This window comes from Paenibacillus sp. FSL R7-269 (genome assembly GCF_000517865.1).
Lineage (GTDB): Bacteria > Bacillota > Bacilli > Paenibacillales > Paenibacillaceae > Paenibacillus_AQ.
Genome location: NZ_ASPS01000036.1, coordinates 21711 through 46919 on the forward strand (window position 1 = coordinate 21711; position 25209 = coordinate 46919).

Below are 25209 nucleotides of genomic sequence, written 5' to 3' on the forward strand. Positions count from 1 at the left end.
CAAACTTGTTTAGGGTTCCAATGTATTAAGGGAATTTCCTGCAAAAGTGTAACTTTTCGCGTGCTCATACGTGGATGGAGTAAGGGGGGAGGAGATGGAGCCGAATTCGCTGGATGAACTATATGAACAATATGTTGACGACATCTACCGCTATCAGCGCTCCCTCTGCCAGGACCATCATGCGGCTGAAGATTTGATGCAGGATACCTTTTACCGGGCGTATCTGTATCTGGAGGATTGCCGGGAGGAGCGGATTAAGCCGTGGCTGTTCCGGGTTGCATATAATGCATTCGTGGATTATACGCGCAAGGAGAAGCGGAGTGTGGCGAAGGAAGGCGCTTATTTCAGCAGCCTGCCCCACCCGGAGACGACGGAAGGCACTCTGCTGAAGCAGGAACGCTGGGAGGAAGCAGCGCGGGCGCTCAGCCAGTTGCCGGAGGGGCAGCGTCATGCCCTGCTGCTGCACGATGTGCACGGGCTGAGCTATAAGGAAGCCGCTGACATTATGGAGGTAGGCTTGTCCCAATACAAGATACTCGTATTCCGCGCCAGGCAGAAGCTGCGTGAGGCGGATCGGAGGAGGAATGAGCATGAGTGAGGAATTTAAAGAGAAGCTACGCAGGTACAGTGAGGGCACCCTCCCGGAGGAAGAGCGTGAGGAGCTGGAGAGTGAGCTTGTGAAGCTTGAGGCGTATCAGCTGTATCTGGAGGAGCAGATGGAACGGGAAGAGCAGGACGGGCAGGCCACTGGGAGCTGGACCAAGACGGATACGCAAGCTCCAGGGTTCAAAAAGGCGAAGAAGAAGCGAAGAGAGAAGTCCATTATTCGCCGGGGCAAATGGAAGGCGCGGATTAACAATACACTTACTGTATTTTCGGCGTTCCTGATCTTTACGGTTATCACCAGCATCATTACAACAGTCTTCTACAACACCGGCGACCGTATGAATACCTACCGTGATGTGGTAGAATCAGCGATTGCTGTTACCCGTCCTAACACCACGGTACGGCTTTCAGCGGATGTACATTATTTTTTCCGGCTGGAGTTATCCGGGAATCTGCTGAAGCAGGTGGGCAGCGAGAGTATTCAGGTGGGCAGCTATACCCAAGATCTCCATCTGGGACTAGCTAATATTAGTAAGTTTAATTGGACGGATGAGCGGAATGGGTCTGGAAAAGTGTTCTATTATCCGTCTGCGGAGGGGACTGCCAGGGGAGGAGATGACAATAATCAGTGGAAGAGGCTTGCAAAGCTTCCTGAAGGTACGGTTGCCGAGGCGTATTTGTTACTCAGCCATTTATATACCACAGATGAGCTGCTGAAGCAGCTGGAGCCGCTGAACCTTCAACCTGTCTGGTTCGGAGCAGATACCGGGCCTTGGGAGAGGGATAACGATGTGGTCGTACACCCGCTTGGCTTCCCCTATCAGCCTATGTGGCACGCGGATGATATGAAGAGATCAGAGGTCACCAAGGAAAAAACAGGCTGGTTCAGCTCCGTATCCTCATTCAGCAGCGTGTCGCCTTCCGTTGAGTCTTACGGGAGCGGCGCGTTGCGGGATGCCAATTTCATCAAGACCCTTAAGCTGCTGCAGCAGCATCAGACACTCGCGGGCAGAGCGGCGTATATCAATCAGTTAGACACCTCTGTGGCTTATCTGGAGAAGAACGGGGTGAAGCTCTATGGGGCCGTTGTCACCGGACCGGTCAAGGAACTGCTGAAGCTGCGCGAGGCTTCATGGGTGAGTCACCTCCAGGTGGGGGAAGTGCGGCTGTGGAACTGGACGGAGTGAGGATCGCAATACAGGATAATGTCCAAGAGCCGCAGTTTACAGCGCTTCCCGGCAAGATACAAGTCAGCATCAGATGGCGATGACCTGTAGCTTCAATTTGTGCTTTTGGCATAGGGCGTAGAATTCACCAGAGATGATAGGCTGCCTCACGTACACGTGTGCCAGCAAGAAAAATTCCCGCCCGGCAATTTTGCCGGAATCGAGAACGAGCCTGGAAATTACCTTGACGGGCTTGCGCGGCGGCTGGTGCTCAGAAGCAGCGATCACCGCTTTGCGTCCGTATTCTGATCGTTCGTAATCGAAGCCGTCCACCCGGTCCGGCAGATGCGCGATCCAGTAGGTCCGTTCAACCGGGAGGCCATGATGATAGCGGACAACGGCGGGAATAAACTGCACGTTTGTGTCGGTTTGCTCCAGTAGCGCTTTGAATGCATCTGATACCACTCTTGTGCCCGTGACCGTCTCGAAATAGTCCACCTTCAAGCTGCGGACTGATGACATAAGCTCGACTTCAGCTTTTGTATCAACGGGCAGCGGGCCGTCTACAGCTATATAGTTGGTGTCCAGTTCAGGAATAAAGGTTGTGCCGCCGCTGATAAATCCGCTGCGGGGATATTGCGGTTCGAGCAAATAGTAGTCCATACGCACTATCGCTCCTTTCTGAATTAAAGGTGCGTTCATTCATTATAGGGTTCGCAAATGCAGAAGAAAAGCGCCTTGCCGGGCAAGGCGAAGCGGCGGCGGAAGCCGGGCCTCCCGCTTGCATTCCCTCTTCAGGGCATCGTACAATGATAGAACGTAAACTTGGATTTGAACATAACAATGGCTGGGAACCGCAGTTTACCGCGCTTCTTAGCCATTTTGAATAAGGAGGAGAAGGCAGATGAAGATTGGAGTTGTGTCGGATACCCATCTCTCAAGCAGGGCCAAGGGCTTGCCGTCCGTGCTTATGGAAGAATTCCGCCAGGTGGATATCATTCTGCATTTGGGAGACTGGGTGTCGCCGGAGATCTATGACATGCTGTCCGAGCTTGCCCCGGTGGAGGGGATTGCCGGAAACAACGATGGCTATGATATTATTGAGCGCTTCGGTGAGAGTAAGATTCTTACGTTAGAGGGCATGCGCATTGGAATGATTCACGGACACGCGCCATATTCCCGCAAAGGAACGGATGGGAATGCGCTGCTGGCCTTTGAAGGCCAGGATGTGGACTGCATCCTCTTTGGCCATTCCCATCAGCCGCTGATGCGCCGGGAGAACGGGATTCTGCTGTTCAATCCGGGCTCGCCTACGGACAAACGCCGGGAGAAGCAGTATTCGTTTGGTCTGATGGATATTGAGGACGGTACAATTACCGCCCGTCATGTCTTTTACGATTCCAGGGAATAAGGGGGCGTACCTTTGCTGAATTTTCGCTTTGAACGTGCGGGTCTTGAGGATGTGGAGGAGCTTGCACCGGTATTTAATGACTACCGCAGCTTTTACGGCCAAGCTGCCGACCTGGAAGCTGCCCGGGAGTTCCTGACGGCAAGACTGCAGCATGAGGAATCGGTTGTCTTCATGGCGGTTGCCGGTGAGGGTGAAGACAGGCAGGTTCATGGATTGGCGCAGTTATATCCTTCGTTCTCTTCCGTTACGCTCCAGCCGGTATGGATTCTGAATGATCTGTTCGTGACGCAGAAGCAGCGGGGACAAGGACTGGGCTCATTGCTGCTTGAAGGCGTGAAGGGCTTCGCCCAGGGGACAGGAGCCAAAGGCCTGACGCTGTCCACCATGATGGACAACACCGGTGCACAGCGTTTATACGAAGCCCATGGATATGTGCGGGACGAGAGCTTTTACAATTATTATTTATATTTCTAAAGCAGGGTTAGGAGAGTTAGTGTGACGGAGACAAATGGTAAGCTGGCTGTGTTTTTTGATCTGGATGATACGCTGTATGACCACCTGCTTCCCTTCCGGGAAGCCGTACGTGAGGTGTTGGCCCCTGAGGAGGACAAGCTGGATTACGCAGAGCTGTTCTACACGGTAAGACATCACAGTGATTTGCTGTGGCCGAAGTATCTGCGCGGGGAGATGGAGCTGGAGGAGACGCGGGTGATGCGGCTGGAGCTGGCTTTTGACGAATTTGGCTTGCCGCTCTCTCGGGAGCAGGCGGTGCAGATACAGGCCTCCTACATTGCCCGCCAATATACGATTGAGATGATTGAAGGCGTAGCGGAGCAATTGCAGCGGTTCATTAGCCAAGGGCACCCGGTAGGCATTATCACGAACGGTCCGCAGGAGCACCAGATGGGCAAGCTGCGCGGGCTGGGGATCGACCGGATCATTCCGCCGGAGATGATCTTCATCTCGGATGCGGTCGGTCTGGCAAAGCCGGACCCGGCCATCTTCGCGCATGTTAACCGTGTGACGGGAACGGTGCCGGAGAACAGCCTCTATGTGGGCGATACCTGGGCCAACGATGTGGTCGGGGCACTGGCTGCGGGCTGGCAGGTATGCTGGTACAATCCGCGCGGGCGAGAGCCGGGGACGGATCATAGGCCAAGCCATATTTTCACGAATTATAAAGAGTTCAGCGAGCTGCCGCTGGTGTGATATTCATACAGAAAAGGTGCTCTCCGTGAGTGGAAGGCACCTTTTTTGTGTATTTTACCTGGAAGCTACTTAGCCACATCAGCACCAGACTCCGTTAATTAGCGAAGCTATAAGTGGGATCGGTCAGATTCAGCCGCTTCTTCAGCTCAGAGGTGGCATAGATCTTGTTATCGTCCGTAATGAAGAAGGCCTCAACCTTCTCCGGCAGCGCTTCGAGATACTTCATGCCTTCTTCCAGGCCCATGAGGAACACACCAGTGGAAAGAGCGTCCGCATCTGTCGCATTGGGGCTCATGATAGTGATACTCTTCAGCCCGTTCTGGGAAGGGAAGCCCGTGCGGGGGTCGAGGATATGGTGGTAACGCACCCCGTCCTGCATGAAGAAGCGCTCATACACCCCGGAAGCATCAATGACCTCATCGGTAATTTTAATCGTGCCGAGCTGGGTGCCCCGGCTCTGATCGGGGTCTTGCAGGCCGATATTCCACTGGGAACCATTTGGCTTATTGCCAAGGGCGATAATGCTGCTGCCCCCGAGATTAATCATCGCGCTGTTCAGGCCCTGAGCCTTGAGATAGTCGGCGATCCGGTCAGCCGCATAGCCCTTGCCGATTCCGCCCATGTCCAGCACCATGCCTTCTTTGGCTAACTTCACCGTCTTCGCGGCTTCATCTACAATAACATCCTTATAGTTGGTCAAGCTGCGCGCCTTGTCAATCGCTGCCTGGTCCGGCACGCGCTCTCCGCCTTCGCCGATGGCCCAGAGGTCGACCAGCGGCCCGATGGTCGGATCGTAAAGCCCGTCCATTTCCTCTGCATATTTGAGGGAGAGCTTCACGATATCCAGCGTTTCGTCAGACACAGCAACAGCTTGCTTACCGGCGGCCTGATTCACTGCGTACAATTCCCCGTTCGTCTTGGTGCGGCTGAACTCAATGTCCATCCGTTCCAGCATGGCCTGAATGTCGTCCATATTCTTCTGCTTCACTGTATCGCCGAACACCTTGATATTCACGACGGTGTCATAAATATAAAATGTCTGTTCCAGGGATTTCGTATCGCCGGTTCCAGTAGCAGCAGGACTGTCTTCACTCTTGTTGTTGCCTACTGTAAGCCAGATTACCACAGCCGCAGCGATAACAACGACGAGCGCGGCCAGAATTACAACGGTTTTTTTGTTCTTAGATGTTTTTTTGATTTCAGACATATTCCACCATCCATACAATTAGTTTCGTGGTTGCATCCTTACTATCATACCCCAGAAAGAACAGCAATGGATACTCATTTGATGACATTTTGTGCGAAAGCGCGGCTTGCCGAAGGGGGAGGCTTGTGATATTTTCAAAAGATAAGGCTATACATTATCCTTCTATTTCCCGCTGAAACGGTACCGTTCCTTAAAAGGACGGCAAAGCGGTTTCCACTTGTTTACAGTAAAGGAGCATGACCTATGTCTATTGACCGTAAAGCTTTAATCCTGCAGGCTGCAACCCTGTCTTTTGTACAATTCGGCTATAAAGCTACGACGATGGATCAGGTATCCAGAATCGCCAATGTGGGCAAGGGCACGATCTATACCTTTTTCAAAACCAAGGAAGAACTGTTCGAGGAAATTCTGGGCAAGGCCACAGCTGAATTAACATCGGTGATGAGCCGTGTGGCTGCGCAGCAAACTTCCTTCGTGCATAAGCTGCTTCATCTGCTGGACTCCATTCTGGAGTTCCGCCTGGACCATGAGCTGTTCGTGAAGCTGGCGCAGGAGGTACGGGATATCGGTACGGCCCAGGCGCTCGAAGGCGTGAAGCGGATGGAGGGTTATGCGCTGGAGTTCCTGCAGCAGCAGATCGAGGAGGCCATCGGGAACGGAGAAGTGAAGGCCTGCGATGCCAGTGTGGCGGCGTTTATGATTCTGCGGATGTATCTGGCGCTGACCACGGAATGGAACAAATCCCATGAGCCGCTGGATCAGAACAAGATCAAAGAGCATATGATTCTGTTCATCTCCACCGGAATGCTGCAATAGAGACAAACTAACGAATTGTTGTAATAACTAAACAGAGTTTCAGGTTGTACGTTGAGCTGCTCCAGACCCCAGGCTATAATGAAATCGTTAATGCAGACTATTATGGCGCAGCTGAAGTCAAGAGCGGGCATGGCGGCGGATGAGAGCTGTCCTGCTCCTGATGAGTGAGAGCGCCTTCAGACAAAGTGAGGCTGATGGATATGGAAAAGTATAGCAACAGTACCGGGCTTGGCGGGCAGGAGGGTCCGGCGGCACCCCAAGATCCAGTGGAGCGCCGGGACGGCTTCTTCGTCATGTTCGAGACGGCGATTGAGGCAACCGCCCGGGCGGAGGGCAAGCCCTCGCAGGAGGTCTATCTGGAAGGCAATTATCTGATCGATAAAGCCAAATACATAGGCGGGGTTACGGATGAGCAGATGCTGGCGATGCTTAGAGACTGGACCGGCTTCCGCAAGCTGGTGCACAGCATTGGTGTATCTGTGAAGACGGGGGAGGAAGGGACAGCGGTCACTTTTCTCCTGCAGAATTGGGGCAGAACCAGCAAATATGAGACTGGCACGCAGCTGCGGGTCCCCTGCCCTGGCGATGGAACGGAAATCCTAGTGAAACTGGAGGAGACCGAATGGTCTGAGGAGGATGTGGCTCCCGGCAAATATGCCTTTGAGTTCAACAACGAGGGGGAACTGGCGACAGCGAGCATCGTTCTCTACCTTAATGACGGGTACACGGCACCTGAGCTGACAGCGGAACCTCCCGTAGACTTCGATTCGTCTGCTTATCGTGCAATGATTGCGAAGTCCCTGCTGCATGCGGGCAATAACCGGCGGCTGAAGCGGGCTATGGACAAGGCTGCAAGCGGCGAGGATGTGACGATTGCTTATATTGGCGGGTCTATCACACAGGGTGCAGGAGCCAAACCGATCCATACAGAATGCTATGCTTATCAGTCGTACTTGAGATTTAAGGAGTTATTCGGCAAGGACGGAGGAGAGAACATTCATTTCATCAAGGCCGGGGTTGGCGGGACGCCCTCCGAGCTGGGGATGATCCGCTATGAGCGGGATGTGTTGAGGGATAGTGTAGCCGCTCCTGACATCGTAGTGGTGGAATTTGCTGTGAATGATGAAGGGGACGAGACGAAGGGTAACTGCTTCGAGAGCCTCTGTCTCAAAATTCTGTCTGCCCCGAACCATCCTGCTGTCATCCTGCTGTTCAGTGTCTTCGTGAATGACTGGAACCTGCAGGACCGCCTCTCCCCGGTAGGCAGACGCTATAATCTCCCGATGGTCAGTGTCAAAGATGCAGTAACAGAGCAGTTCCGGCTGAGCAAGGCCGAAGGGAATATCATCTCCAAGCGGCAATTCTTCTACGATATTTATCACCCTACGAATGATGGGCACCGCGTAATGGCGGATTCCCTGGGCTACCTGTTCTCCGAAACCGCCCGGGCGGGGATGGATGAAGAGGGTGAGGATACGCTGACGGGTGCGCCTGTGCTCGGCAATGATTTTGCCCATGTCCGGCTGCTGGACCGCATAAGTGATCTGGGCAGCGCAGGTGCTGCGATTGCTATTGAAGCAGGCGGCTTCGACGGTACGGATGAGGAGCTGCAGCAGGTGGAGATGGATGCCAATCCGTTCGGCACTCCGCAATTCCCGCATAACTGGATGCACACGGCTGCGTCTGGTGAGGATCGCTTCAGGCTGACAATCACCAGCAAGAATCTGATCCTGGTCTTCAAGGATTCGGGCAGCCCGGATGTGGGCAAGGCGGAGGTCTATGTGGACGGCAAGCTGGTTCTGACGGCAGATCCGCATGTGAATAGCTGGACCCACTGCAACGCTGTGATTCTGTATAAGAATGAGCAGAGCGAGGAGCATGTGGTGGAGATCCGGATGGCGCCGGAGGATCAGGAGAAGTGCTTCACCATCCTGGGCTTCGGGTATACGGCCTAAGAACCAAGTAGGTAAAAGGGTGTCATCGGGGCAGCACTAAGCTGCTTCGGGGGCACCCTTTTTGCGATTTATCATTCGGATAAGGAGTAATGAGAGGTGGCGAGGGAAGTGGGGCGAATGTATGCGGAAAACCGAATACGAAGTAATGTGCTGACCAGAAGGTGTATGAACCGGATGTATGGGGCATAGGGCCTCATAACATCCTTGAACTGTTTGGTTCTGTGCACACTAGCGGTTTTTCGTGGAGTTCTGTGCCTAGTCCAGCATAAATTCCCTGTATTTATTCTTGCGGGGATTAAGCACGAACAGAATGCCGCTGGCGTAGCCGGAGACGGCATTGAAGTTCCGCTTGAGCGTAGACTTGACGGCGAGGTAAGACAAGGTCCAGAGCAGAGCTGCATAATTCTTCACGGGTGCTTTGCGCAGATTCAGCAGATAATAATGATTGACTGCGGTCGCCCGTGCGACCCGGCCTGCCTTGTCGCGCGAGCTGGGCGATTCATGATGCATGATTTTCAGCTCCGGGTTAATCACCAGCTTGCCGTATCTGCTCGCCAGATGGCACATATAGATATCGTCTGCTACTGCGTAGCTGGTCATCCAGGGGTACGGCTTCATATCCCGCAGCGCCGAGCTGCGGAAGGACATATTGCAGCCATGGAAGAAGTCCGTCTCAAAAATATTCTCCGTCTCCCCCCATAAGAGAAGAGACCCGGCCAGTGTGCTTGCCGACAGTCTGCCTGGCGAAGCCGACATTTGGCAGGTCAGCCTGCCGAGCAGCTTGCCCGATTTGCTGCTGGAGAGACCCTTGGCGATTCCGCCGACCCCGACAATGGACGGGTCTGAGGCATAGGTATCGAGCATCCGGCGGATATAGAACGAATCGTCCAGCTCCGCATCGTCATCGAAGCTGAGCAGAATCTCCCCGTCGATGAGCCCGAGGGCCTCGTAGCGGGAGAGCCAGACGCCGGGCTTGGTTTTGCGGTAATAACACAGGCTGGCATCTGGAAGACGCCCGAGCACCTCGCGGAAATACTCCAGCACCCGTTCTCCGATCTCGCCGTCGTCCACGATCAGCAGTTCGATGGAGACATCCTCCAGGCCGGTCTGCGCGCCGATGGATTCAATGCAGAGGGTCAGATCGCTGATCCGGTTACGCGTGGGAATGACTATAGACAGGTCATGCATACCGTTGACTCCTTTCGGGACTTCTTAGTTGCTCTAATTTTACCTGTCCGCCCGGGCGGACGTATATACCTCTTTCGTTTACTTTTCTCCCGGAAGCCAGCAGGGGAGAGAGTGTGCGGGGCATTTAGCGAGCAAGGATTGTTCAGAAAGTTTGTTTGTAATTTTCGGTTTTTAACTATATAATAGTAAGTGAATTGCAATACAAATACCATTACCATTCAGGAGGAATTCCCATGAGAATAGATATATGGTCTGATTATGCCTGCCCGTTCTGCTATATCGGCAAAAGACGGCTGGAGCACGCGCTGAGCCAATTCCCCGGCCGTGACCAGGTAGAGGTCGTGTTCCGCAGCTTCCAGCTGGACCCGAATGCACGCACCGATGAGACGAGAGATATCCATGAGCTGCTGGCCGGTAAATACGGCATGACCCGTGACAAGGCCAAGGAGATGAACGCACAGCTGGCCGAGCAGGCGCAGGGTGTGGGTCTGGAGTTCAATTTCGATACAATTCAGTCCACGAATACCTTTGACGCTCACCGCTTGAGCCATTATGCCGCTACTCAGGGCAAGGCTCCGCAGATGACCGAACGGCTGCTGCGTGCGTACTTCACCGATTCATTGAATCTGGGTGACCGCCAAGTGCTGGCTGAGCTGGCTGCCGAGGCCGGACTGGATCAGGCCAAAGTGGCTGAGGTGCTCGACAGTGAGGCTTATGGCGACCGGGTAGAGGCTGACATTGAAGCTGCCCGGCAGCTGAACATCACCGGCGTTCCGTTCTTCGTCTTCAATAATAAGTACGCAGTATCCGGCGCACAGCCGGGTCCGGTCTTTACTGAAGTGCTGGACACGGTATGGGCGGAGGAGCAGAAGGGTCCAGAGCTTCAGGTGGTCGGCCAGCCGAAATCCGGGGCTGCACCGTCTGATGACGGCTGCGATGACGGCTCCTGCAGCATCTGATTGTGATCAGAGGCAGGCTTGAAGTAAGCGTTGCTGCGTGCTGTGCCTGGACGAACGAGTCTGGTTACGGACTACAGTTCCGCTAATCGCGCCAAAAGGCCATTTTGGGCAGCTTGCCGGACTCTGAGGACGCTATGCAGAGGTTTTTTAAGCAAAATTGCAGGATATTCGGCACTTAAGCGCACTTGTGTCCGCAACGCTGCCGCAAAAGATGATTTGGTACAAATAAGCGCACTGGAGTCCGCCGCTGGAGTCTGTGTAACGTGATCCATCCAGTCAGGAGGCTTCGGCTAATCGGAAAAGGCTGTAAAATATGGAATTCCCGCCGTCACTGGACCTTCTTAGCAAGGTTGCAACAAATGGACGCACGAAACCCCCGCCGCATGAAATTCATGCAGCAGGGGTTTTTGTTGCTTACAGAGACCACAGGCCTGGCGCGGGAAACCGAACACAATCGCAGCTACGTGGGCAAGTGGTCCAAATGTATGCGGAAAACCGAACATATTTGGACCGCCGCGGCTGTACATGTGTGAATCCGGCTGCCAGTCCGCGCGCCCAGCCCGCCGTCCTCAGAGGGCGGGCTCAACGTCCGGGCGGGCAACACCGCAGTAGCTGGATCAGGCCGTTACCGGAATGAGGTTATTAGACTGGAGAACAGTGTGCGGACATCGTTCTGGTACGCATTGATCGGCTCTACCGGGCGGTTCACGCCGAACAAGGTGTAGACGGCGATACGGGCGGCACGGACTGAATATTCTTCCGTGAAAACGATATCGTCCGGGATCTCGCAGTATTGGCTGATAAAGGCCAGGTTGGTGGAGCCTTCAGGCACTACCTGCGGCCGGTCGCTATTCAGGCGCGGCATGAACTGGGAGGTGATATATGGCATCATGCAAGGAATACAGTTGGCGGTAGCCATGATCTCTTCCTTATGCGCCTCGAAGTGCAGATGTCCGATCAGCTCCTCCATAATTTCTTCGCCGGTACAGTCGCACATTTTTTTGTATACATAATCGCCGACCTTGTCCGGGTACAGGCCATATCCCCAGAAGACTTTGACATGCTCCGGCTGGTTGCGGAAATGTGGCTGGAAGGCCAGCACGACCGACATGAACCAACTGGAATCCTTGAACGTTACGAGTGCGCCGGTACCGGCCCGGTTGCGGGTGAACTTCTCCATCAGGTCGAAGAACTTCGAGTCCTGGAAGGTCACCGTGAAGGATTCCCATTTGGATTCATCCACATGATCGTCGAAGGAAGAAGGATTACCGAGACCTGGCTTCTTCGCGGCGATCGTCTCCCACAGCTTCCATGAGCTGCCCTTACCGTTCATCCCGGGAGCGGAGGTCATTGATCCGAGGCTGGAGCCTTCGGTCATCGAGCCGTTCGTCACAATGACCCGGTCACCTTCATTGACAGTAATGACATCCTCCACGCCATCGCGGACGACCTTCATCGCGGTTACTGTAATGCCGTCGCCATCTTTGAATTCCAGATCGGTTACCGTACATTTCAAGGTGAAATCTACGCCCAGCGGCTCCAGATATTGATGCAGCGGCAGAATAATCGAATCATATTGGTTGTATGGGGTGCGGGTTACGCCTTCAAGCGTTTGAATTCTAGGGAACTCGTGCATGAAGCGGAGCATATACCGCTTGAACTCAACCGCACTATGCCAAGGCTGGAAAGCAAAGGTGGTTGCCCACATGTACCAGAAGTTCGTCGTGAAGAAATGCGGTCCGAACCAGTCGTTAATCCGCAAGGTGCCCAGGGCTGGCTCCGGCGTAATGACCAGCTTGCCCATGGCCAGGCGGTCTGCCATATCGAAGCCCATTGAGGTGACATCCAGAACCTCACCCTTGCTGTTGATTAGCCGTGCCTGGCCGCGGGTTGGATTGGACTCGTCAAATTGAACGATTTCTTCCCGCAGCGTCATCCCCGGCTGGTCAATGGACGGAATGGTACTTAATAGCTCCCACAGGTTCTCATAGGTCTCATCGTTCAGCATGCGGCCGCCGCGAATGACATATCCATGCTCTGCATCGCCGGCTCCGTCATTGCTGCCGCCAAGGATCTTCATCTCTTCAATAATGTGAATGTTCTGTCCGGGAAAATTGCAGTCTCTAACCAGATAGGCCGCACCCGCAAGGGATGCAATGCCACCGCCTACGAAATATACCTGCTCGTTACCGTACTCTTTTTTCACTGATTACCGCCTCCATAGATTTGCTTGAATACTGGACCTGAACCGAGTGTAATCCAGTCCCGCCCTGGAGGGTATCATCAAAGCGTATGATCTGTATAAAATTTGGACATATGGAACAAAGTGTAACGTTTTTGGGCAAAAAAAAAGCCGTAACCCTGAGGTTACGACAAAATGTTCTCATATTTATACAGCGCCTTCAGGAAGTTCCCTTCGATCAGGACGCTCAGCTTCTCAATCATCGGCCCCGGCGGCTCCTGCATCCCGTCCTGCATCCACTGAATGATCAGTCCGGTGAAGGCCAGTGTGTAAAAGTTGGCGATGAACTGCTTATCCGGCGTCCCGACATTCAGCCCGGCGGCCAACTCGTTGATGACGCCCATGACGAGATCACTCGTCACCTCATACAGATACGCATCCAGATGCCTCCGTCCGAGGGAGTCCAAGGTGTTGCAGCAGAAGGCCTTATTGTTCTCGATGTAGCAGAATATCCGGTAGAATCCGTCGGTCCACGTGCTGTAGCTGCGGTACTGGGCAATGCTCTCGACAGCCTCCGTCTTGTAGATCCAGCCCAGCAAATCATAGATATCCTGAAAATGATAATAAAAGGTCTGCCGGTTCACGCCGCAATCCTCAACCAGATGCCGGACGGAGATTTTGTTCAGCGGAAGATGGGCCATCAGGTCCTTGAGTGAGCGTGCGAGCGCATTTTTGGTCAGCAGGGAATTGGACATAAGGGTCATCAGCTCCTAACAGGAATCAGCGTTTGCGCCAATAGTGTATCAGCAGGCGGCCGCCCTCGGCGATAAGACCCAGAGCGAAGCCGCCTGCTGTAAACAGGCCGAAGGACAGAAAGCCTGCAAGATCCTCGAAGCCCGACATTTCACGGTAAGTGTACATGTACATCAGGAAGAGTCCCGCCACAGTTCCAGCGCTTGAGAAAATCCACACAAGCTGCGCACCCAACCAGCCGAATCCGTTGACTATACCGGAGATTACAATGGCAAGGAGGGCCCAGCGTAGGGCAAGAATAAAGTTGAAAGGCTCACCTAACCACAGATACCGGTGCAGAATCAGCAATAGCCATAGCAGCAGCGCGTAACCGGCAGACCATGCCAGCCAGCGGCCCGTCCGGGCAGGAGGCAGGAAATTCATTATCAGCTCACCCCATGTATAGCGTTATACCTCTTCCAGTTCTTCGGCGCTCTGCAGCAGGAACTTCAAGAGGTTCGGAAGGTCTTCCATTTGCTCTTCGGTAATTTGCCGTTTGAATTGCAGTTCAACACAGTTATTGTACGTATCGCCCGTCTGTCCATAGCGGAAGCTGAGCGATTGCACAGGCTGAAATTCAGGTCTCCAGATTCGGGTCAGAATCTCTTCAATCGTGGGGCACTGCTCATTCACATCTTCAATCTCCAGATAAAAGCGTAAGAAAAGACTGCATCCCGGATCGCTGCCCGGCGTCTCCAGAATCTCATCGCCAAGGTCCTTCACTGTAGACTGGAGCAGAATCTCGGACGTCACATTCAGGCCTCCGGTCAGCTTGAACGCGAGGCTGAATTCACGCGACATCAGCGCGAGATTGAGCAGATCAGACCGGTCTGTTACAACTAGAACCCCATCCAGATTGTCGTAGTCATAGATCTGGTTCTCCAGGGCGATTTTGATATTGTCAAAAACAGTAGGGTGGAACAAGAGCGGCACCTTCTATCGTTTCTCTATATTATATTATGATCTGCTGTCGGCACTCACAGCTTAGGGATTAGTTCGTAGGTGCCGGTGCTGTGTATTTCAGAAAAGTCTTCGGAATCGCGCTCTCAAACGTCAGAATGTCGCCTGTGGTCGGATGAACGAATGAGAGCACACGGGCATGCAGACCGAGACGGCCGACTGCCTTAGTCTCTGCGCCGTACTTCTTGTCCCCGGCAATCGGATGGCCGATGTCGGACATGTGAACACGGATCTGATTCTTCCGTCCGGTCTCCAGATGCACCTCCAGCAGGGAGAAGTGGCGGTTCGCCTGGATCAGCTTATAACGGGTTACGGCATGCAGCCCGTCTCCCTCATGCGGACTGGAGTACATCTTCAGCGTGGAGGTCTCCTTCAGCCAGGAGCTGATCGTGCCCTCGGATCTCTTAACGGCGCCTTCCACCAGAGCCACGTAGGAGCGTTCCTTGACGGTCTCCTTCCAGCTGTTCTGGAGGGACTGCTGAATCGCCTCGCTTTTGGCAAACATCATGACGCCCGAGGTATCACGGTCCAGCCGGTGCACCACATAGACGCGGTTCTTCGGATTGCTCAGGCGGACATGCTCCATCAGCTGGCGGTAAGCCGTCAGTTCATTATCTTCTCCAGTTGCGATGGACAGGAGCCCCGCATCCTTCTGAATCACGATAATATCGTCATCCTCATGGACAATGGTCAGTCCCAGCATCTCCTTGGCTTCAGCAGGCTTCTCCTGGTCAATCGTCACGGTCTGGCCTGGATGGAGCAGATGGTTATGCTTGGTCACCGGTTTGCCGTTCACAGCAACCTGTCCGCGGGAGAGCATGGATTTGATTGAGTTGCGCCCCTTATTCGTAATCGTCTTCAGCAGAAAAACAAGCAGCTCCGCAGGTTCGGCTACCGTATAGGATTTGGGTGCAGCTGCCGGCTTGGCCGGGGCTCCGGATCTTGTTCCCTGTTTATGGTTAGAGGTTCTGTTCCCCTGATTTCTGGTTCTTCTTGTATTCATGACCGCATTCTCCGTCCTTTAATAGGTTACTCCTCAATATACCATGGGCCGTGAAGAAATACTACGGAAGGGATGGGGTCCCGGCAGGAGAGCGATGATATCTGCTTCAGGCGGTTGCTTGGCAGCCGGTTGCCCGGTAAACTAAAAGGTAGAAAGCCTTAAGGAGTTTGAATAGACATGGAGATGCAAGGATCATTAATGGAGCAGGCTCAGGCCGAGCTGCAAAAATATTACGGTTATCCCGATTTCCGGGACGGCCAGAAAAAAATTGTGAACAATCTGCTGGAAGGCCGCGATACGCTTGGCATTCTGCCTACCGGAGGCGGTAAGTCCATCTGCTATCAGGTTCCGGCGCTGCTGCATCCGGGGCTTACCCTGGTCGTCTCCCCGCTGATCTCCCTGATGAAGGATCAGGTGGATGCTCTTACGACAGCAGGGATTCCCGCTGCTTATATCAACAGCACCCTGAGCGGCAAAGAAGTGAATGAGCGCATCCGTGCGGCCCGCCGCGGCGACTTGAAGCTGCTCTATGTAGCTCCCGAGCGTCTGGAGCTGGACTGGTTCCGCCTGGAGATGGCGGGACTGAATATCTCCTGCGTAGCTGTCGATGAGGCGCACTGCGTCTCGCAGTGGGGCCATGACTTCCGCACCAGTTATCTGGCGGTCTCCCCGTTCGTGGAGCAGCTGCCGCAGCGTCCGATTCTGGCGGCCTTCACCGCTACGGCTACCCCGGAGGTTATGGAGGATATGGTCCGGCTGCTACGCCTGCGCGAGCCGGGCGTCTTCATGACCGGACTTGGCCGTGACAACCTGGCGATGTCCGTGCTGCGCGGAGAGAACAAGCGAGAGTTCGTGCTGGATTACGCGGCTCAGCATGCCCATCAGCCTGGCATCGTGTATGCCGCCACCCGCAAGGAGGTGGATGATCTCTACCAGCGCCTCCAGGCCGCAGGCATCACGGCGGGGCGCTATCATGCCGGAATGAACGACCAGGAGCGGGCGGACAGCCAGGAAGGCTTCCTGTATGACGATATCCGTGTCATGGTCGCTACGAATGCCTTCGGGATGGGGATCGACAAGTCTAACGTGCGTTATGTCATTCATTACAATATGCCGAAGAACATGGAGGCCTATGTTCAGGAGGCGGGCCGTGCCGGGCGTGACGGGGAGCCGAGCGATTGTATCCTGCTGTTCAGTGCGCAGGATATCATGACCCAGAAATTCCTGATTGAGCAGAACCCGCAGGACCCGGAACGCAAAGCCAACGAATACCGCAAGCTCCAGCAGATGATTGAATACTGCTATACCACCCGCTGCCTGCGCAGTGCACAGCTCGACTATTTCGGCGAGAGCCATGACGATGATCACTGCGGGATCTGCAGCTCCTGTACTGATGAGCGTGAGCTGGTGGATATCACCGTAGAAGCGCAGAAGATCTTCTCCTGCATCCACCGGATGCGGGAGCGTTACGGCGTGGCGCTGGTCTCATCCGTGCTGAAGGGCTCGCGTAACCAGAAGGTGCTGCAATACGGCTTCGAGCAGCTGCCAACTCACGGCGCTATGTCCAGCCGCAGTGAGAAGGAGATTACCGAGATCATCAATATGCTGATCTCGGAAGGATATCTGGCCTTGTCCGAAGGCCAGTATCCGGTGGTCCGGCTGCAGCCGCTGGCAGCAGAGGTGCTGCGCGGCCAGCGCCAGGTGCATCAGCGCGTAGCCCGCACGCTGGTCACCTCCGGCACGCGGGACCGCAGCCGCTCGCGTGATACTTCACCGTCTGCGGTCAATGAGACGGTGTTCGAACAGCTGCGCCTGATCCGCCGCGAGCTGGCGGGGCGCGAGCATGTGCCGTCGTACATCATTTTCAATGATGCGACGCTGCGTGAGATGAGCGTGGTCTGTCCGCAGACGGAATCGGAGATGCTGAGGGTGAAGGGTGTCGGTGAAGTGAAGTACCGGAAGTACGGCAAGGCCTTCCTGGAGTTTTTTCAAAATGACATGTAAAGAAGGTTATAAGGCATGAGAATCATCCTGGCCACATTAAATGCCAAATATATTCATACGTCGCTTGCGATCCGGTTGCTGAAGGCGTATAGCGAGCATGAGTTCAAGGATATCCTTTTGGCGGAATATACCATCAAAGATCCCGCGATGAATATCGTGTCTGACCTTTTTCAGAAGCAGCCGGATGTGATCGGCTTCTCCTGTTATATCTGGAACATCGAGGAGACCATCAAGCTGGTCGGAATTCTCAAGCAGGTCATGCCGGAGGTCAAGATTGTGCTGGGCGGGCCGGAGGTATCCTATGAGCCGCTCTACTGGATGAAGCGGGAGGCCGGAGTAGACTTCGTCGTGAACGGTGACGGGGAAGAGACCTTCCACCATCTGCTGCAGGAGATCCGGGATGAACATAAGTACCATTTCGTATATGGTGCGGCTTACCGCAAGGGTGAAGAGCTGATCGTCAATCCTCCCCGTCCCAAAAGCGATCTCAACACTCTGCCGACCCCGCACCGCTTCGCGGAGGATCTGCCGGAGCTGAGCAAGCGTATCGTTTATTTTGAGACGAGCCGGGGCTGTCCCTTCAACTGCCAATTCTGCCTGTCCAGCATTGAGGTGGGCGTGCGTTATTATGATATCGAACGGGTGAAGTCCGATCTGCTCTATCTGATTGAGGGCGGGGCCAAGGTGATCAAGTTCCTGGACCGCACATTCAATATCAACCGCAATTATGCGATGGAGATGTTCCAGTTCCTGATCGACAATCATCAGGGCTGCGTGTTCCAGTTCGAGATTACCGCTGATATTATGCGTCCCGAGGTGCTGGATTTCCTGGCGCAAAACGCCCCGCCGGGCGTCTTCCGCTTCGAGATCGGCGTTCAGTCGACGAATGATGAGACCAATGAGCTGGTCAAGCGCCGCCAGAACTTCACCAAGCTGTCGCGCACTGTGATGAAGATTAAGGCCAGCGGCAACATCGACCAGCATCTTGATCTGATCGCCGGACTGCCGATGGAGGATTACGCCACCTTCCGCAAGACCTTCAATGACGTCTTCGCCATGGAGCCGGAGGAGCTGCAATTAGGTTTCCTCAAAATGCTGCGCGGTACCGGGCTGCGCGCCCAGGCTGCCAAATATGACTATACGTATATGGAGCATGCACCATACGAAATTCTCAGCAGCCATGTTATGCCGTTCGCCGATATTATCCGGCTCAAGCGGCTGGAGGATGTGCTGGAGAAGTACTGGAACAGCCAGCGGCTGGCTCATTCGGTCAAGTATTTGATCCGACATGTGTTCCCGTCTCCGTTCGACTTCTTCCAGGAGTTCGGGGACTACTGGGAAGAACGGGGCTGGCAGAAGATCGGGCATCAGTTGGAGGATCTGTTCACCCGGCTGCAGGACTTCCTGACGGACCGGGGCACGGCCTCCATGGACATTGTCACCGGCCTGATGAAGCTGGACTACTTCCTCGCCCACAAGTACAAGCCCCGCAAGATCTGGTGGGACGATGTGCTTGATAAAGCGGAGTGGGCGAAGCACCTGAAGCAGATCGCCAGTCAGCCGGAGCTGATCTCGGCCAAGCTGGCGGAAGCCGGACTTAGCGAGCGGGAGCTCCAGAAGTTCATCGTGCTCGATGAGCTGCCGTTCCGCCTTGCGCCGGTGCTGGAATCGATCAGCGGGCTTCGCTATGACGGGGAGCTTGGCGCTGAGGCGGGTGCCGAAGCGGGTGCTGATGCCGGGAACGGGAACGGGAACGGGAACGGGAACGGGAACGGGAACGGGAACGGGAACGGGAACGGCCGGGAGATACACGCGGCGGTTACAGCATCGGCCCCGGCAGAACGCGGGGGAGCTGGAGCGGGCGGCGTGGCCGCTACTGAGGCAGATCTTCTGCCTACTGTGGCAGCAGTGGCTGGTGGTGTGCCAGCGGCGGTCCTTAACGATCCGCACCCTGGGGCAAGCGATGGCCGCACGCTGCTGGTCATTCTGTATCAGCAGGACGAGAGCCAGCGGGCGCAGTATTACGCTTTGCCTTTGTAGGTTAGGGACCCTGGTTGCACCGGACATGGGCTGATGTGTGCGAAAAACCGACCACATTCAGCGCTGCGTGGGTGCGTGGACCAAATGTAATCGAAAAACCGACCACATTCGGCGTCGCGCAGGCACGTGGACCAAATGTAATCGAAAAACCGATTACATTCAGCGCTGAGTGGGCACGTGGGCCAAATGTAATCGAAAAACCGACCACATTCGGCGTCGCGCGGGCACGTGGTCCAAATGTAATCAAAAAACTGAATACAATGAGCGAGATTACAGGTGCGTGTTCCGATAACCTGCGCAAACTGAACTTTTGCGGAAAGAAGGACTTCTGAGTTAGTTACCTACGGGGGGAATACAGTTGAGTCAGGGGCAGCACATATCATTGTTTAGGTACGGTGACGAGTATGGGGAGCAATTCAAGGACCAGTTACTTGGCTTTAAGCTTCCAGCGGAGCAGTTGCAGTTCACTGGACTGCCGGAGGAGACGCTTCAGGATATCAAGGAGGATACCGGTAAGGAGGGAGTGGTCATTGCCTGCGGAGAACAGGCGGTGGGCTTCTTCATCCTCCACACTGGTGAGGGCATAGCCGATTTCTTTCCTGACTATGCCGATGCAGTTCTGCTGCGCGCTTTCCTGATGGACCATGCCAGCCAGGGCCGTGGGTTCGCTAAAGCAGCAATGTTGCTGCTGCCGGATCTTGTCCGCCGCCACTACCCTGAAGCCCGGCAAATTGTGCTGGCTGTGAATGAATGCAATACCGCCGCCAGTCAGCTATATCTTGGGGCCGGATTTCAGGATCATGGTCTGCGGCGGAGCGGAAGCAAAGGAACACAGCTGATTTTGCAATATCGGCTATCCTCTGAGCCTGTTGAGGCTTCTGCTGATGCATGAGGGGGATGTACTGCATAACCGTCTTATGGAGCTATTCACCCGAGATACACTGCTAATGGATATTTTCAAGCGTGCCCAAGGTCTGGCTCCAGTTCCTTACTACATTGGCGCAGGATGCCTGGTGCAAACAATATGGAATGAATTTACCGGACGGTCGCCGGGATACGGAATCAGTGACATCGATATTATCTACTATGATGCAGCTGATCTGAGTTATGCTGCTGAGGATAAGGTGGTTGCGAAGGGCAGAGAGCTTTTTGACGGCGTTCCCCTTCCGGTCGATCTCAAGAATCAGGCCCGCGTTCATCTGTGGTATCCGCAGAAGTTCGGTGTGGAAATCCCACCCTACCTCTCCCTGGAAGCAGCAATCGACAGTTGGCCGACTACAGTGACCTCGCTGGGAGCAAGGCTTGAGCTGAATGGTGAATGGAAGATTTATGCCCCATTTGGTCTGGAGGATTTATTTCATTTAATTCTACGGCCCAACAAAGCACTGATCAGCGAGAAGATCTACGAAGCGAAGACGCAGAAATGGAAGTCCAAATGGCCGGAGCTTACAGTGGTTCCTTGGTAGAATATATGTAAAGTTGGGGGGGATATAAGTGACGCAATTTTATCTTATCCGCCATGGTGAACCACAGTAGGATGTTAATGGCAGCCTGACTTAACCTCTGAATATGATTCATTGGAGCGGCTTGCAGAGCTAGCGAGCGATTATGATGCTCATCGTGGAGTCTATCCTCCCGGTGAAACTAAGCTTTGGGAATCTAAGGAATTGCTGAGGAACCGTGTGGGTGAACACCTAATTGTATTTATCCTTCTCCAGTGTTACGATCAATAAAGAGATGCCAGTAAAGGAGCATAAACACCATCATGTGGATTACTTTGTAAGTGTGAATGAACTGAAGGACGAGCCGGTAATAGTGGGGATCACTATGCTATTAGGCATGTCTTTCTGTCAACTTACAGGGTATGCAGGGTGAATGGTTCGTATACCGACTTCTGCGGATACCTAGGGGTATCCTTTTTTGTTGCCGGAAATAGCATCTATATGGCTCTTTACCTGCCTATCCTCCTAATGAGTGAACGGGGGAACGATATATGAAACAACCGAAATTAGTCTTAGTCGAGGGTTTACCCGGCTATGGGAAGTCCACAACGGCACAGCTGGTTTACGAAATTCTTACGGAGATGAATGTGAGCGCTCAGCTTGTCCTGGAAGGGAATCTGGATCATCCCGCTGATTATGATGGAGTTGCTTGCCTTACCAAGCAGAATATGATGAGCTGTCGAGAATCTGCGGCGGGAATTCGGGGGAAGTATTAAGCGCGCACACTACCTGTCAAGACAACAATTATCTGGTCGGATACCGGAAAATAATAAATGCTTACGGTCCTCTCCTTCCGAAGGAATGGATGGACAGATTGACCCGAAAGGATGTATATGAACTGCCGCTGGCTCAGCACAGGAAGCTGATTACAGCAAGGTGGAGGCAGTTTACGGAGAGTGCCTTACGGGGGCCGGATACGTATGTGTTTGATTGCTGTTTTATTCAGAATCCTGTGACTATGGGGATGATCAGGCACGATGCAGCCGAAGCTGAGGAGTACATGATAAGCTACATTCAGGAGCTGGAGGCCATTATTAAGCCATTGAACCCGCTACTGTTTGTTATTGAACAGGACGATCTGGAGCAGGCTTTCCGCAAAGCTGTCCACGGGAGACCCCTGGAGTGGTCGGATGGGTTCATCGAGTATTACACCTCACAGGGATATGGCCTGAGACAGGGATTCCAGGGCTTAGAAGGTACGCTGGAGGTACTTAAGAGCAGAAGCAAGCTGGAAGATAACATATACAACCTGTTAAGCTTGAATAAGACAAAAGTAAATAATTCTGCGTATGCGCTGGGGGTCTATAAGCAAGTTTTGAAGGATAGGCTGGTCGCCTGGCGTAATCACTCTGCAGGTTCTTAACCTGCACAATCCAAAGAGAGGCATCCCGTACCTGACGGAGTGCCTCTCTTTGGTTAAGATATAGAATTTCTATGTTTCACACGACAACTTATCCTTCTATTTCCCGCTGAAACGGTACCGCCCTTTAAAAGGCGGTGCTTACAACTGAATACAATGGCTGGTACAAGGCATATGGACCAAATGTATGTGGAAAACAGCATACATTACGCTCGCAAGCAGGCACACGGCCCAAATATATGTGAAAAACAGCATACATTGTGTTCTATGCCATTGAACCTGGTGGGGACTGTAAAAATTAATCCGCCGTAGGCTGAAGCCACATGGATTCGGCAGGCAGGTGGCGGGCGAGCCAGTCCAGCACATCGGCCGTGACCTCATCCCGGTTGACCTCGTTCAGCATCTCATGCCGGCCTCCCGGATATAGCTTGCATTCTACATCCTGAAGCCCCTGCTTCCGATATAACTCAGCCAGACGCTTCACCCCTTGACCATTCGATCCCACAGGGTCCTTCTCACCCGCGAACAGGTAGACCGGCTTGTCGCTGCATAAGTGCTGAAGAGTGGACCTGGTATGAAGCTCCCGCAGCATATGGAAGAAATCACGGAAGAAGCGGGTAGTGCAGATCGCCCCGCAGTACGGGTCGGCAATGAAGTGGTCCACCTCCTCCGGGTCGCTGCTGAGCCAGTCAAAAGCTGTCCGGACCGGAGAAAAGGAGCGGTTATACGTACCGAAGACCATTCCGTTCAGCAACACGCTGCGGTGGTGATCTCCCTGGAGCCTTAACTGCACCTTCGACAGGGACTCCGCCAGCCGCAGCATACTCCGGGGACCGTTGGTGCCGCTGAGGATGAAGCCGCTATAGATCTCGTGGCCTTCCTCGCACATCAGCTTCTGAGCCAGAAATGAGCCCATGCTGTGCGCGAACAGGAAGATGGGCACATGCTCATGCCGGGAGCAGGCGAGCTCTGCAAGCTCAAGGAGATTGCGCCGCATCCAGTAGAAGCCGTTCTCCCCGCTGTCGCCGAGCAGGTTGACTCTGCCGGCAGTAAGGCCATGTCCCCGGTGGTCATTGGCATATACGGCATAACCGGCTGCGGTGAGCGCCGAAGCGAACCGGGCATACCGCGCAGCCGTCTCACACATACCGTGTGCGATCTGCACAATCCCCCGGATCTCCGTTCCCGCGTCCGGCAGCCATTCATAGACATGGATTTTGACATCTAAGGGATCAGTCATGGTAAAAGTGTTCTCAGTCATCGCCTGTCCTCCTGAAAGTGAAATTCAGCATTCTTAGCGTAAAGAGTACCTGTTGCTTCTGATCCAAGTAACGCAGTCCGGCTGGTTAAGGCAGATAAGAGCGCAGCACTGTAGATTGTCCTTCAATGCTGTAAGCGCCGAGGCTGGACGGAAGCAGATAGCATTCGCCCGCTGCATATGGCTGGGAGCCGCCCTCCCAGATCAAATGGCCGCTGCCCTCGCAGATTACCAGAATGGTGAAGCTGTCATCCGTGGTGGCGAGCTGCCATTCGCCGGACACCAGTCCTTTTTCCACGATAAAATAAGGCGAGGAGGCAATTCTAAGCCATTCCCCGGCCACAGCACCATCTGTCTTCATCGAAGTCGCGCCTGCTCCCTCATAGGCAGTCACATTCAGGGAATCCTCGATATGCAGCTCGCGCGGCTTCCCGTCCAGACCCGGACGGTCATAATCGTAAATCCGGTATGTAGTGTCAGAGTTCTGCTGGATCTCTGCTACAACGACTCCTGCACACAATGCATGTACAGTCCCGGCAGGGATATAGAAGGAGTCACCGGCAGCTACAGTCACTTCCTGCAGGCTGTCCATAACCGTTCCATTCTCCAGCGCGTCCTTCAGCATCTCGCGGGTGACGCCTTCCTTCAGGCCGTAGATGATTTTGGCGCCCGGCTTGGCGTCCAGCACGTACCACATTTCGGTTTTGCCCAGCTCTCCCTTGGGAAGTCCGGCATAATCATCCGTAGGGTGAACCTGTACGGAGAGGTTATCGTTGCAATCCAGCAGCTTGATCAGCAGTGGGAATCTTCCGCCTTCTTCCGTAATTCCCTTGCTGCCGAACCACTCGTGCCCGAACTGCTCACGGATGGCATCAAGGCCTTGTCCGGCAAGTTCGCCGTTGACTACAGAGGAGGTGCCGTTCGGATGATCGGCAATCATCCAGCCTTCGCCGATATGGCCTTGCGGCAGATCCAGGCCGAATTTCTCCAGCGCCCGGCCTCCCCAGACACGTTCTTTGAACTCCGGCTGAAATTTCAGAGGATATGGTTTCGTCATTACAACATCTTCCTTCCTGATAATAAGATGATCTTCAGTTACAAGGGGCTCACTGTCTTCAGGTGTTAGCCCCTTTGTCTCTTCTCTACAGCTACAACATATGGTGCAGACTCGCGCTGAAGCTGCCGGTACACGATGGTCTGCGCGTCCTGCTGGGCCAGTCCGGCGGCCCAGGCTTCGACAGCGGCGGCTTCGCTGCCGCCGCCTTCGTGGCCGGGATACAGCACGGCCGTGATGATCCCGCCCGGGCGAAGCAGCGCAAGCGCCGCCTCCAGCGCGGCCAGCGTGCTCTGCGGCTCGGTGATGATGGTCTTATCGGCATCGCCTGCAGGCAGATAGCCGAGGTTGAACATCACCGCCGCAACCGTTCCGCGCCAGGCTGGCGGAACGGCTTCAGCCATGGCTGCATGGCTCTGCAGCAGCAGCGTCACGGGAGCCAGCGCAGCCGGCGCTTCCTCCCGGGCCAGCCGCAGGCGCTCGCCGGCAAGAGCCAGCGCCTGCGGCTGGATGTCGAACCCGTACACCCCGCCGCGC

25 protein-coding genes are annotated in these 25209 nt (G+C 54.3%); 14 read left to right on the plus strand and 11 right to left on the minus strand.

Translation table 11 applies throughout. The features are described 5' to 3' along the window. The first annotated feature begins 94 nt into the window (after positions 1-94). Both C162_RS17725 and C162_RS17730 read left to right on the plus strand, forming a co-directional pair. On the plus strand, positions 95-598 hold the full coding sequence (locus tag C162_RS17725; RefSeq protein ID WP_036696022.1) for a sigma-70 family RNA polymerase sigma factor: 504 nt from the start codon (positions 95-97) through the stop codon (positions 596-598). Continuing rightward, a complete protein-coding gene (locus tag C162_RS17730; RefSeq protein WP_036696025.1) occupies positions 591-1793 on the plus strand; it encodes an anti-sigma factor in 1203 nt (400 codons plus the stop codon). Before C162_RS17725 ends, C162_RS17730 begins: the two co-directional genes overlap by 8 nt. Positions 1794-1862: 69 nt before the next feature. Here the strand turns inward: C162_RS17730 and C162_RS17735 are convergent, their stop codons facing one another. Continuing rightward, positions 1863-2435 (minus strand): imm11 family protein, encoded by a 573-nt coding sequence (locus C162_RS17735; protein WP_036696027.1) that lies wholly within the window; start codon positions 2433-2435, stop codon positions 1863-1865. 241 nt (positions 2436-2676) lie between these two features. Here C162_RS17735 and C162_RS17740 point away from each other — a divergent pair, with 241 nt between their 5' ends. The 3 genes from C162_RS17740 to C162_RS17750 are packed head-to-tail and all read left to right on the plus strand — an operon-like array spanning position 2677 to position 4392. Further along, complete coding sequence (locus C162_RS17740) at positions 2677-3183, plus strand: metallophosphoesterase family protein (RefSeq protein WP_036696029.1); 507 nt, start codon at positions 2677-2679, stop codon at positions 3181-3183. Positions 3184-3195: 12 nt separating this feature from the next. Then, positions 3196-3657, plus strand: coding sequence for a GNAT family N-acetyltransferase (locus tag C162_RS17745; protein WP_036696032.1), 462 nt, complete (start codon positions 3196-3198; stop codon positions 3655-3657). Positions 3658-3678: 21 nt separating this feature from the next. Further along, on the plus strand, positions 3679-4392 hold the full coding sequence (locus tag C162_RS17750) for an HAD family hydrolase (RefSeq protein WP_036696035.1): 714 nt from the start codon (positions 3679-3681) through the stop codon (positions 4390-4392). Between the two features lie 94 nt (positions 4393-4486). On the opposite strand, the gene C162_RS17755 is transcribed toward C162_RS17750, so the two are convergent. Beyond that, entirely contained in the window at positions 4487-5599 is a 1113-nt protein-coding gene (locus tag C162_RS17755) for an FAD:protein FMN transferase (protein ID WP_036696038.1), read from the minus strand. 243 nt (positions 5600-5842) lie between these two features. Between C162_RS17755 and C162_RS17760 the strand changes: the two genes are divergently transcribed. Both C162_RS17760 and C162_RS17765 read left to right on the plus strand, forming a co-directional pair. Next, a complete protein-coding gene (locus C162_RS17760) occupies positions 5843-6415 on the plus strand; it encodes a TetR/AcrR family transcriptional regulator (protein WP_036696040.1) in 573 nt (190 codons plus the stop codon). A 200-nt stretch (positions 6416-6615) separates the two neighbouring features. Continuing rightward, a complete protein-coding gene (locus C162_RS17765) occupies positions 6616-8370 on the plus strand; it encodes an SGNH/GDSL hydrolase family protein (protein WP_036696042.1) in 1755 nt (584 codons plus the stop codon). A 255-nt stretch (positions 8371-8625) separates the two neighbouring features. Here C162_RS17765 and C162_RS17770 read toward each other — a convergent pair whose 3' ends face one another. Then, positions 8626-9558, minus strand: coding sequence for a glycosyltransferase family 2 protein (locus C162_RS17770; RefSeq protein WP_036696044.1), 933 nt, complete (start codon positions 9556-9558; stop codon positions 8626-8628). Positions 9559-9791: 233 nt separating this feature from the next. Between C162_RS17770 and C162_RS17775 the strand changes: the two genes are divergently transcribed. Beyond that, complete coding sequence (locus tag C162_RS17775; protein ID WP_036696047.1) at positions 9792-10517, plus strand: DsbA family oxidoreductase; 726 nt, start codon at positions 9792-9794, stop codon at positions 10515-10517. Positions 10518-11142: 625 nt separating this feature from the next. On the opposite strand, the gene C162_RS17780 is transcribed toward C162_RS17775, so the two are convergent. From C162_RS17780 to C162_RS17800, 5 genes are all read right to left on the minus strand, one after another. After that, the gene (locus tag C162_RS17780) at positions 11143-12723 is read right to left on the minus strand and encodes an oleate hydratase (RefSeq protein WP_036696049.1); all 1581 of its coding nucleotides are present in this window, start codon (positions 12721-12723) and stop codon (positions 11143-11145) included. Between the two features lie 161 nt (positions 12724-12884). Beyond that, the gene (locus C162_RS17785; protein ID WP_036696052.1) at positions 12885-13454 is read right to left on the minus strand and encodes a TetR-like C-terminal domain-containing protein; all 570 of its coding nucleotides are present in this window, start codon (positions 13452-13454) and stop codon (positions 12885-12887) included. Between the two features lie 25 nt (positions 13455-13479). Next, entirely contained in the window at positions 13480-13875 is a 396-nt protein-coding gene (locus C162_RS17790; protein ID WP_036696054.1) for a hypothetical protein, read from the minus strand. Positions 13876-13899: 24 nt separating this feature from the next. Continuing rightward, positions 13900-14415: a hypothetical protein gene (locus C162_RS17795; RefSeq protein WP_036696056.1), complete on the minus strand. Its 516-nt coding sequence runs from the start codon at positions 14413-14415 to the stop codon at positions 13900-13902. A gap of 67 nt (positions 14416-14482) precedes the next feature. Beyond that, on the minus strand, positions 14483-15454 hold the full coding sequence (locus tag C162_RS17800) for an RluA family pseudouridine synthase (RefSeq protein WP_036696058.1): 972 nt from the start codon (positions 15452-15454) through the stop codon (positions 14483-14485). Between the two features lie 177 nt (positions 15455-15631). Here C162_RS17800 and recQ point away from each other — a divergent pair, with 177 nt between their 5' ends. The 6 genes from recQ (at position 15632) to C162_RS36950 (ending at position 22363) form a co-directional block, all read left to right on the plus strand. Then, entirely contained in the window at positions 15632-17458 is a 1827-nt protein-coding gene (recQ, locus tag C162_RS17805) for a DNA helicase RecQ (protein ID WP_036696060.1), read from the plus strand. A 15-nt stretch (positions 17459-17473) separates the two neighbouring features. Then, complete coding sequence (locus tag C162_RS17810) at positions 17474-19498, plus strand: B12-binding domain-containing radical SAM protein (protein ID WP_036696063.1); 2025 nt, start codon at positions 17474-17476, stop codon at positions 19496-19498. Between the two features lie 382 nt (positions 19499-19880). Next, the gene (locus tag C162_RS17815; RefSeq protein WP_063829034.1) at positions 19881-20390 is read left to right on the plus strand and encodes a GNAT family N-acetyltransferase; all 510 of its coding nucleotides are present in this window, start codon (positions 19881-19883) and stop codon (positions 20388-20390) included. Then, positions 20383-20964, plus strand: coding sequence for a nucleotidyltransferase family protein (locus C162_RS17820; protein ID WP_036696066.1), 582 nt, complete (start codon positions 20383-20385; stop codon positions 20962-20964). Before C162_RS17815 ends, C162_RS17820 begins: the two co-directional genes overlap by 8 nt. Positions 20965-21491: 527 nt before the next feature. Beyond that, positions 21492-21716 (plus strand): hypothetical protein, encoded by a 225-nt coding sequence (locus C162_RS36945; protein ID WP_235218458.1) that lies wholly within the window; start codon positions 21492-21494, stop codon positions 21714-21716. 89 nt (positions 21717-21805) lie between these two features. Next, positions 21806-22363, plus strand: coding sequence for a hypothetical protein (locus C162_RS36950; RefSeq protein ID WP_235218459.1), 558 nt, complete (start codon positions 21806-21808; stop codon positions 22361-22363). A 295-nt stretch (positions 22364-22658) separates the two neighbouring features. On the opposite strand, the gene C162_RS17830 is transcribed toward C162_RS36950, so the two are convergent. The 3 genes from C162_RS17830 to C162_RS17840 all read right to left on the minus strand — a co-directional run. Beyond that, entirely contained in the window at positions 22659-23621 is a 963-nt protein-coding gene (locus tag C162_RS17830) for an alpha/beta fold hydrolase (RefSeq protein ID WP_036696068.1), read from the minus strand. 85 nt (positions 23622-23706) lie between these two features. Further along, positions 23707-24675 carry a type I phosphomannose isomerase catalytic subunit gene (locus C162_RS17835; protein ID WP_036696069.1) on the minus strand — a complete coding sequence of 323 codons (969 nt, stop codon included), beginning with the start codon at positions 24673-24675 and terminating at the stop codon, positions 23707-23709. A 65-nt stretch (positions 24676-24740) separates the two neighbouring features. Beyond that, on the minus strand, positions 24741-25209 hold a 469-nt coding region (locus C162_RS17840; protein ID WP_036696085.1), incomplete at its 5' end, for a tRNA (mnm(5)s(2)U34)-methyltransferase.

Excerpts from the sequence above, each read along its gene's own strand:
- C162_RS17725 (WP_036696022.1), top strand. The coding sequence starts at position 95 with ATGGAGCCGAATTCGCTGGATGAACTATATGAACAATATGTTGACGAC.
- C162_RS17730 (WP_036696025.1), top strand. The coding sequence starts at position 591 with ATGAGTGAGGAATTTAAAGAGAAGCTACGCAGGTACAGTGAGGGCACC.
- C162_RS17735 (WP_036696027.1), bottom strand. The coding sequence starts at position 2,435 with ATGGACTACTATTTGCTCGAACCGCAATATCCCCGCAGCGGATTTATC.
- C162_RS17740 (WP_036696029.1), top strand. The coding sequence starts at position 2,677 with ATGAAGATTGGAGTTGTGTCGGATACCCATCTCTCAAGCAGGGCCAAG.
- C162_RS17755 (WP_036696038.1), bottom strand. The coding sequence starts at position 5,599 with ATGTCTGAAATCAAAAAAACATCTAAGAACAAAAAAACCGTTGTAATT.
- C162_RS17760 (WP_036696040.1), top strand. The coding sequence starts at position 5,843 with ATGTCTATTGACCGTAAAGCTTTAATCCTGCAGGCTGCAACCCTGTCT.
- C162_RS17765 (WP_036696042.1), top strand. The coding sequence starts at position 6,616 with ATGGAAAAGTATAGCAACAGTACCGGGCTTGGCGGGCAGGAGGGTCCG.
- C162_RS17770 (WP_036696044.1), bottom strand. The coding sequence starts at position 9,558 with ATGCATGACCTGTCTATAGTCATTCCCACGCGTAACCGGATCAGCGAT.
- C162_RS17775 (WP_036696047.1), top strand. The coding sequence starts at position 9,792 with ATGAGAATAGATATATGGTCTGATTATGCCTGCCCGTTCTGCTATATC.
- C162_RS17785 (WP_036696052.1), bottom strand. The coding sequence starts at position 13,454 with ATGTCCAATTCCCTGCTGACCAAAAATGCGCTCGCACGCTCACTCAAG.
- C162_RS17790 (WP_036696054.1), bottom strand. The coding sequence starts at position 13,875 with ATGAATTTCCTGCCTCCTGCCCGGACGGGCCGCTGGCTGGCATGGTCT.
- C162_RS17800 (WP_036696058.1), bottom strand. The coding sequence starts at position 15,454 with ATGAATACAAGAAGAACCAGAAATCAGGGGAACAGAACCTCTAACCAT.
- recQ (WP_036696060.1), top strand. The coding sequence starts at position 15,632 with ATGGAGATGCAAGGATCATTAATGGAGCAGGCTCAGGCCGAGCTGCAA.
- C162_RS17810 (WP_036696063.1), top strand. The coding sequence starts at position 17,474 with ATGAGAATCATCCTGGCCACATTAAATGCCAAATATATTCATACGTCG.
- C162_RS17820 (WP_036696066.1), top strand. The coding sequence starts at position 20,383 with ATGCATGAGGGGGATGTACTGCATAACCGTCTTATGGAGCTATTCACC.
- C162_RS36945 (WP_235218458.1), top strand. The coding sequence starts at position 21,492 with ATGAAACAACCGAAATTAGTCTTAGTCGAGGGTTTACCCGGCTATGGG.
- C162_RS36950 (WP_235218459.1), top strand. The coding sequence starts at position 21,806 with ATGGACAGATTGACCCGAAAGGATGTATATGAACTGCCGCTGGCTCAG.
- C162_RS17830 (WP_036696068.1), bottom strand. The coding sequence starts at position 23,621 with ATGACTGAGAACACTTTTACCATGACTGATCCCTTAGATGTCAAAATC.
- C162_RS17835 (WP_036696069.1), bottom strand. The coding sequence starts at position 24,675 with ATGACGAAACCATATCCTCTGAAATTTCAGCCGGAGTTCAAAGAACGT.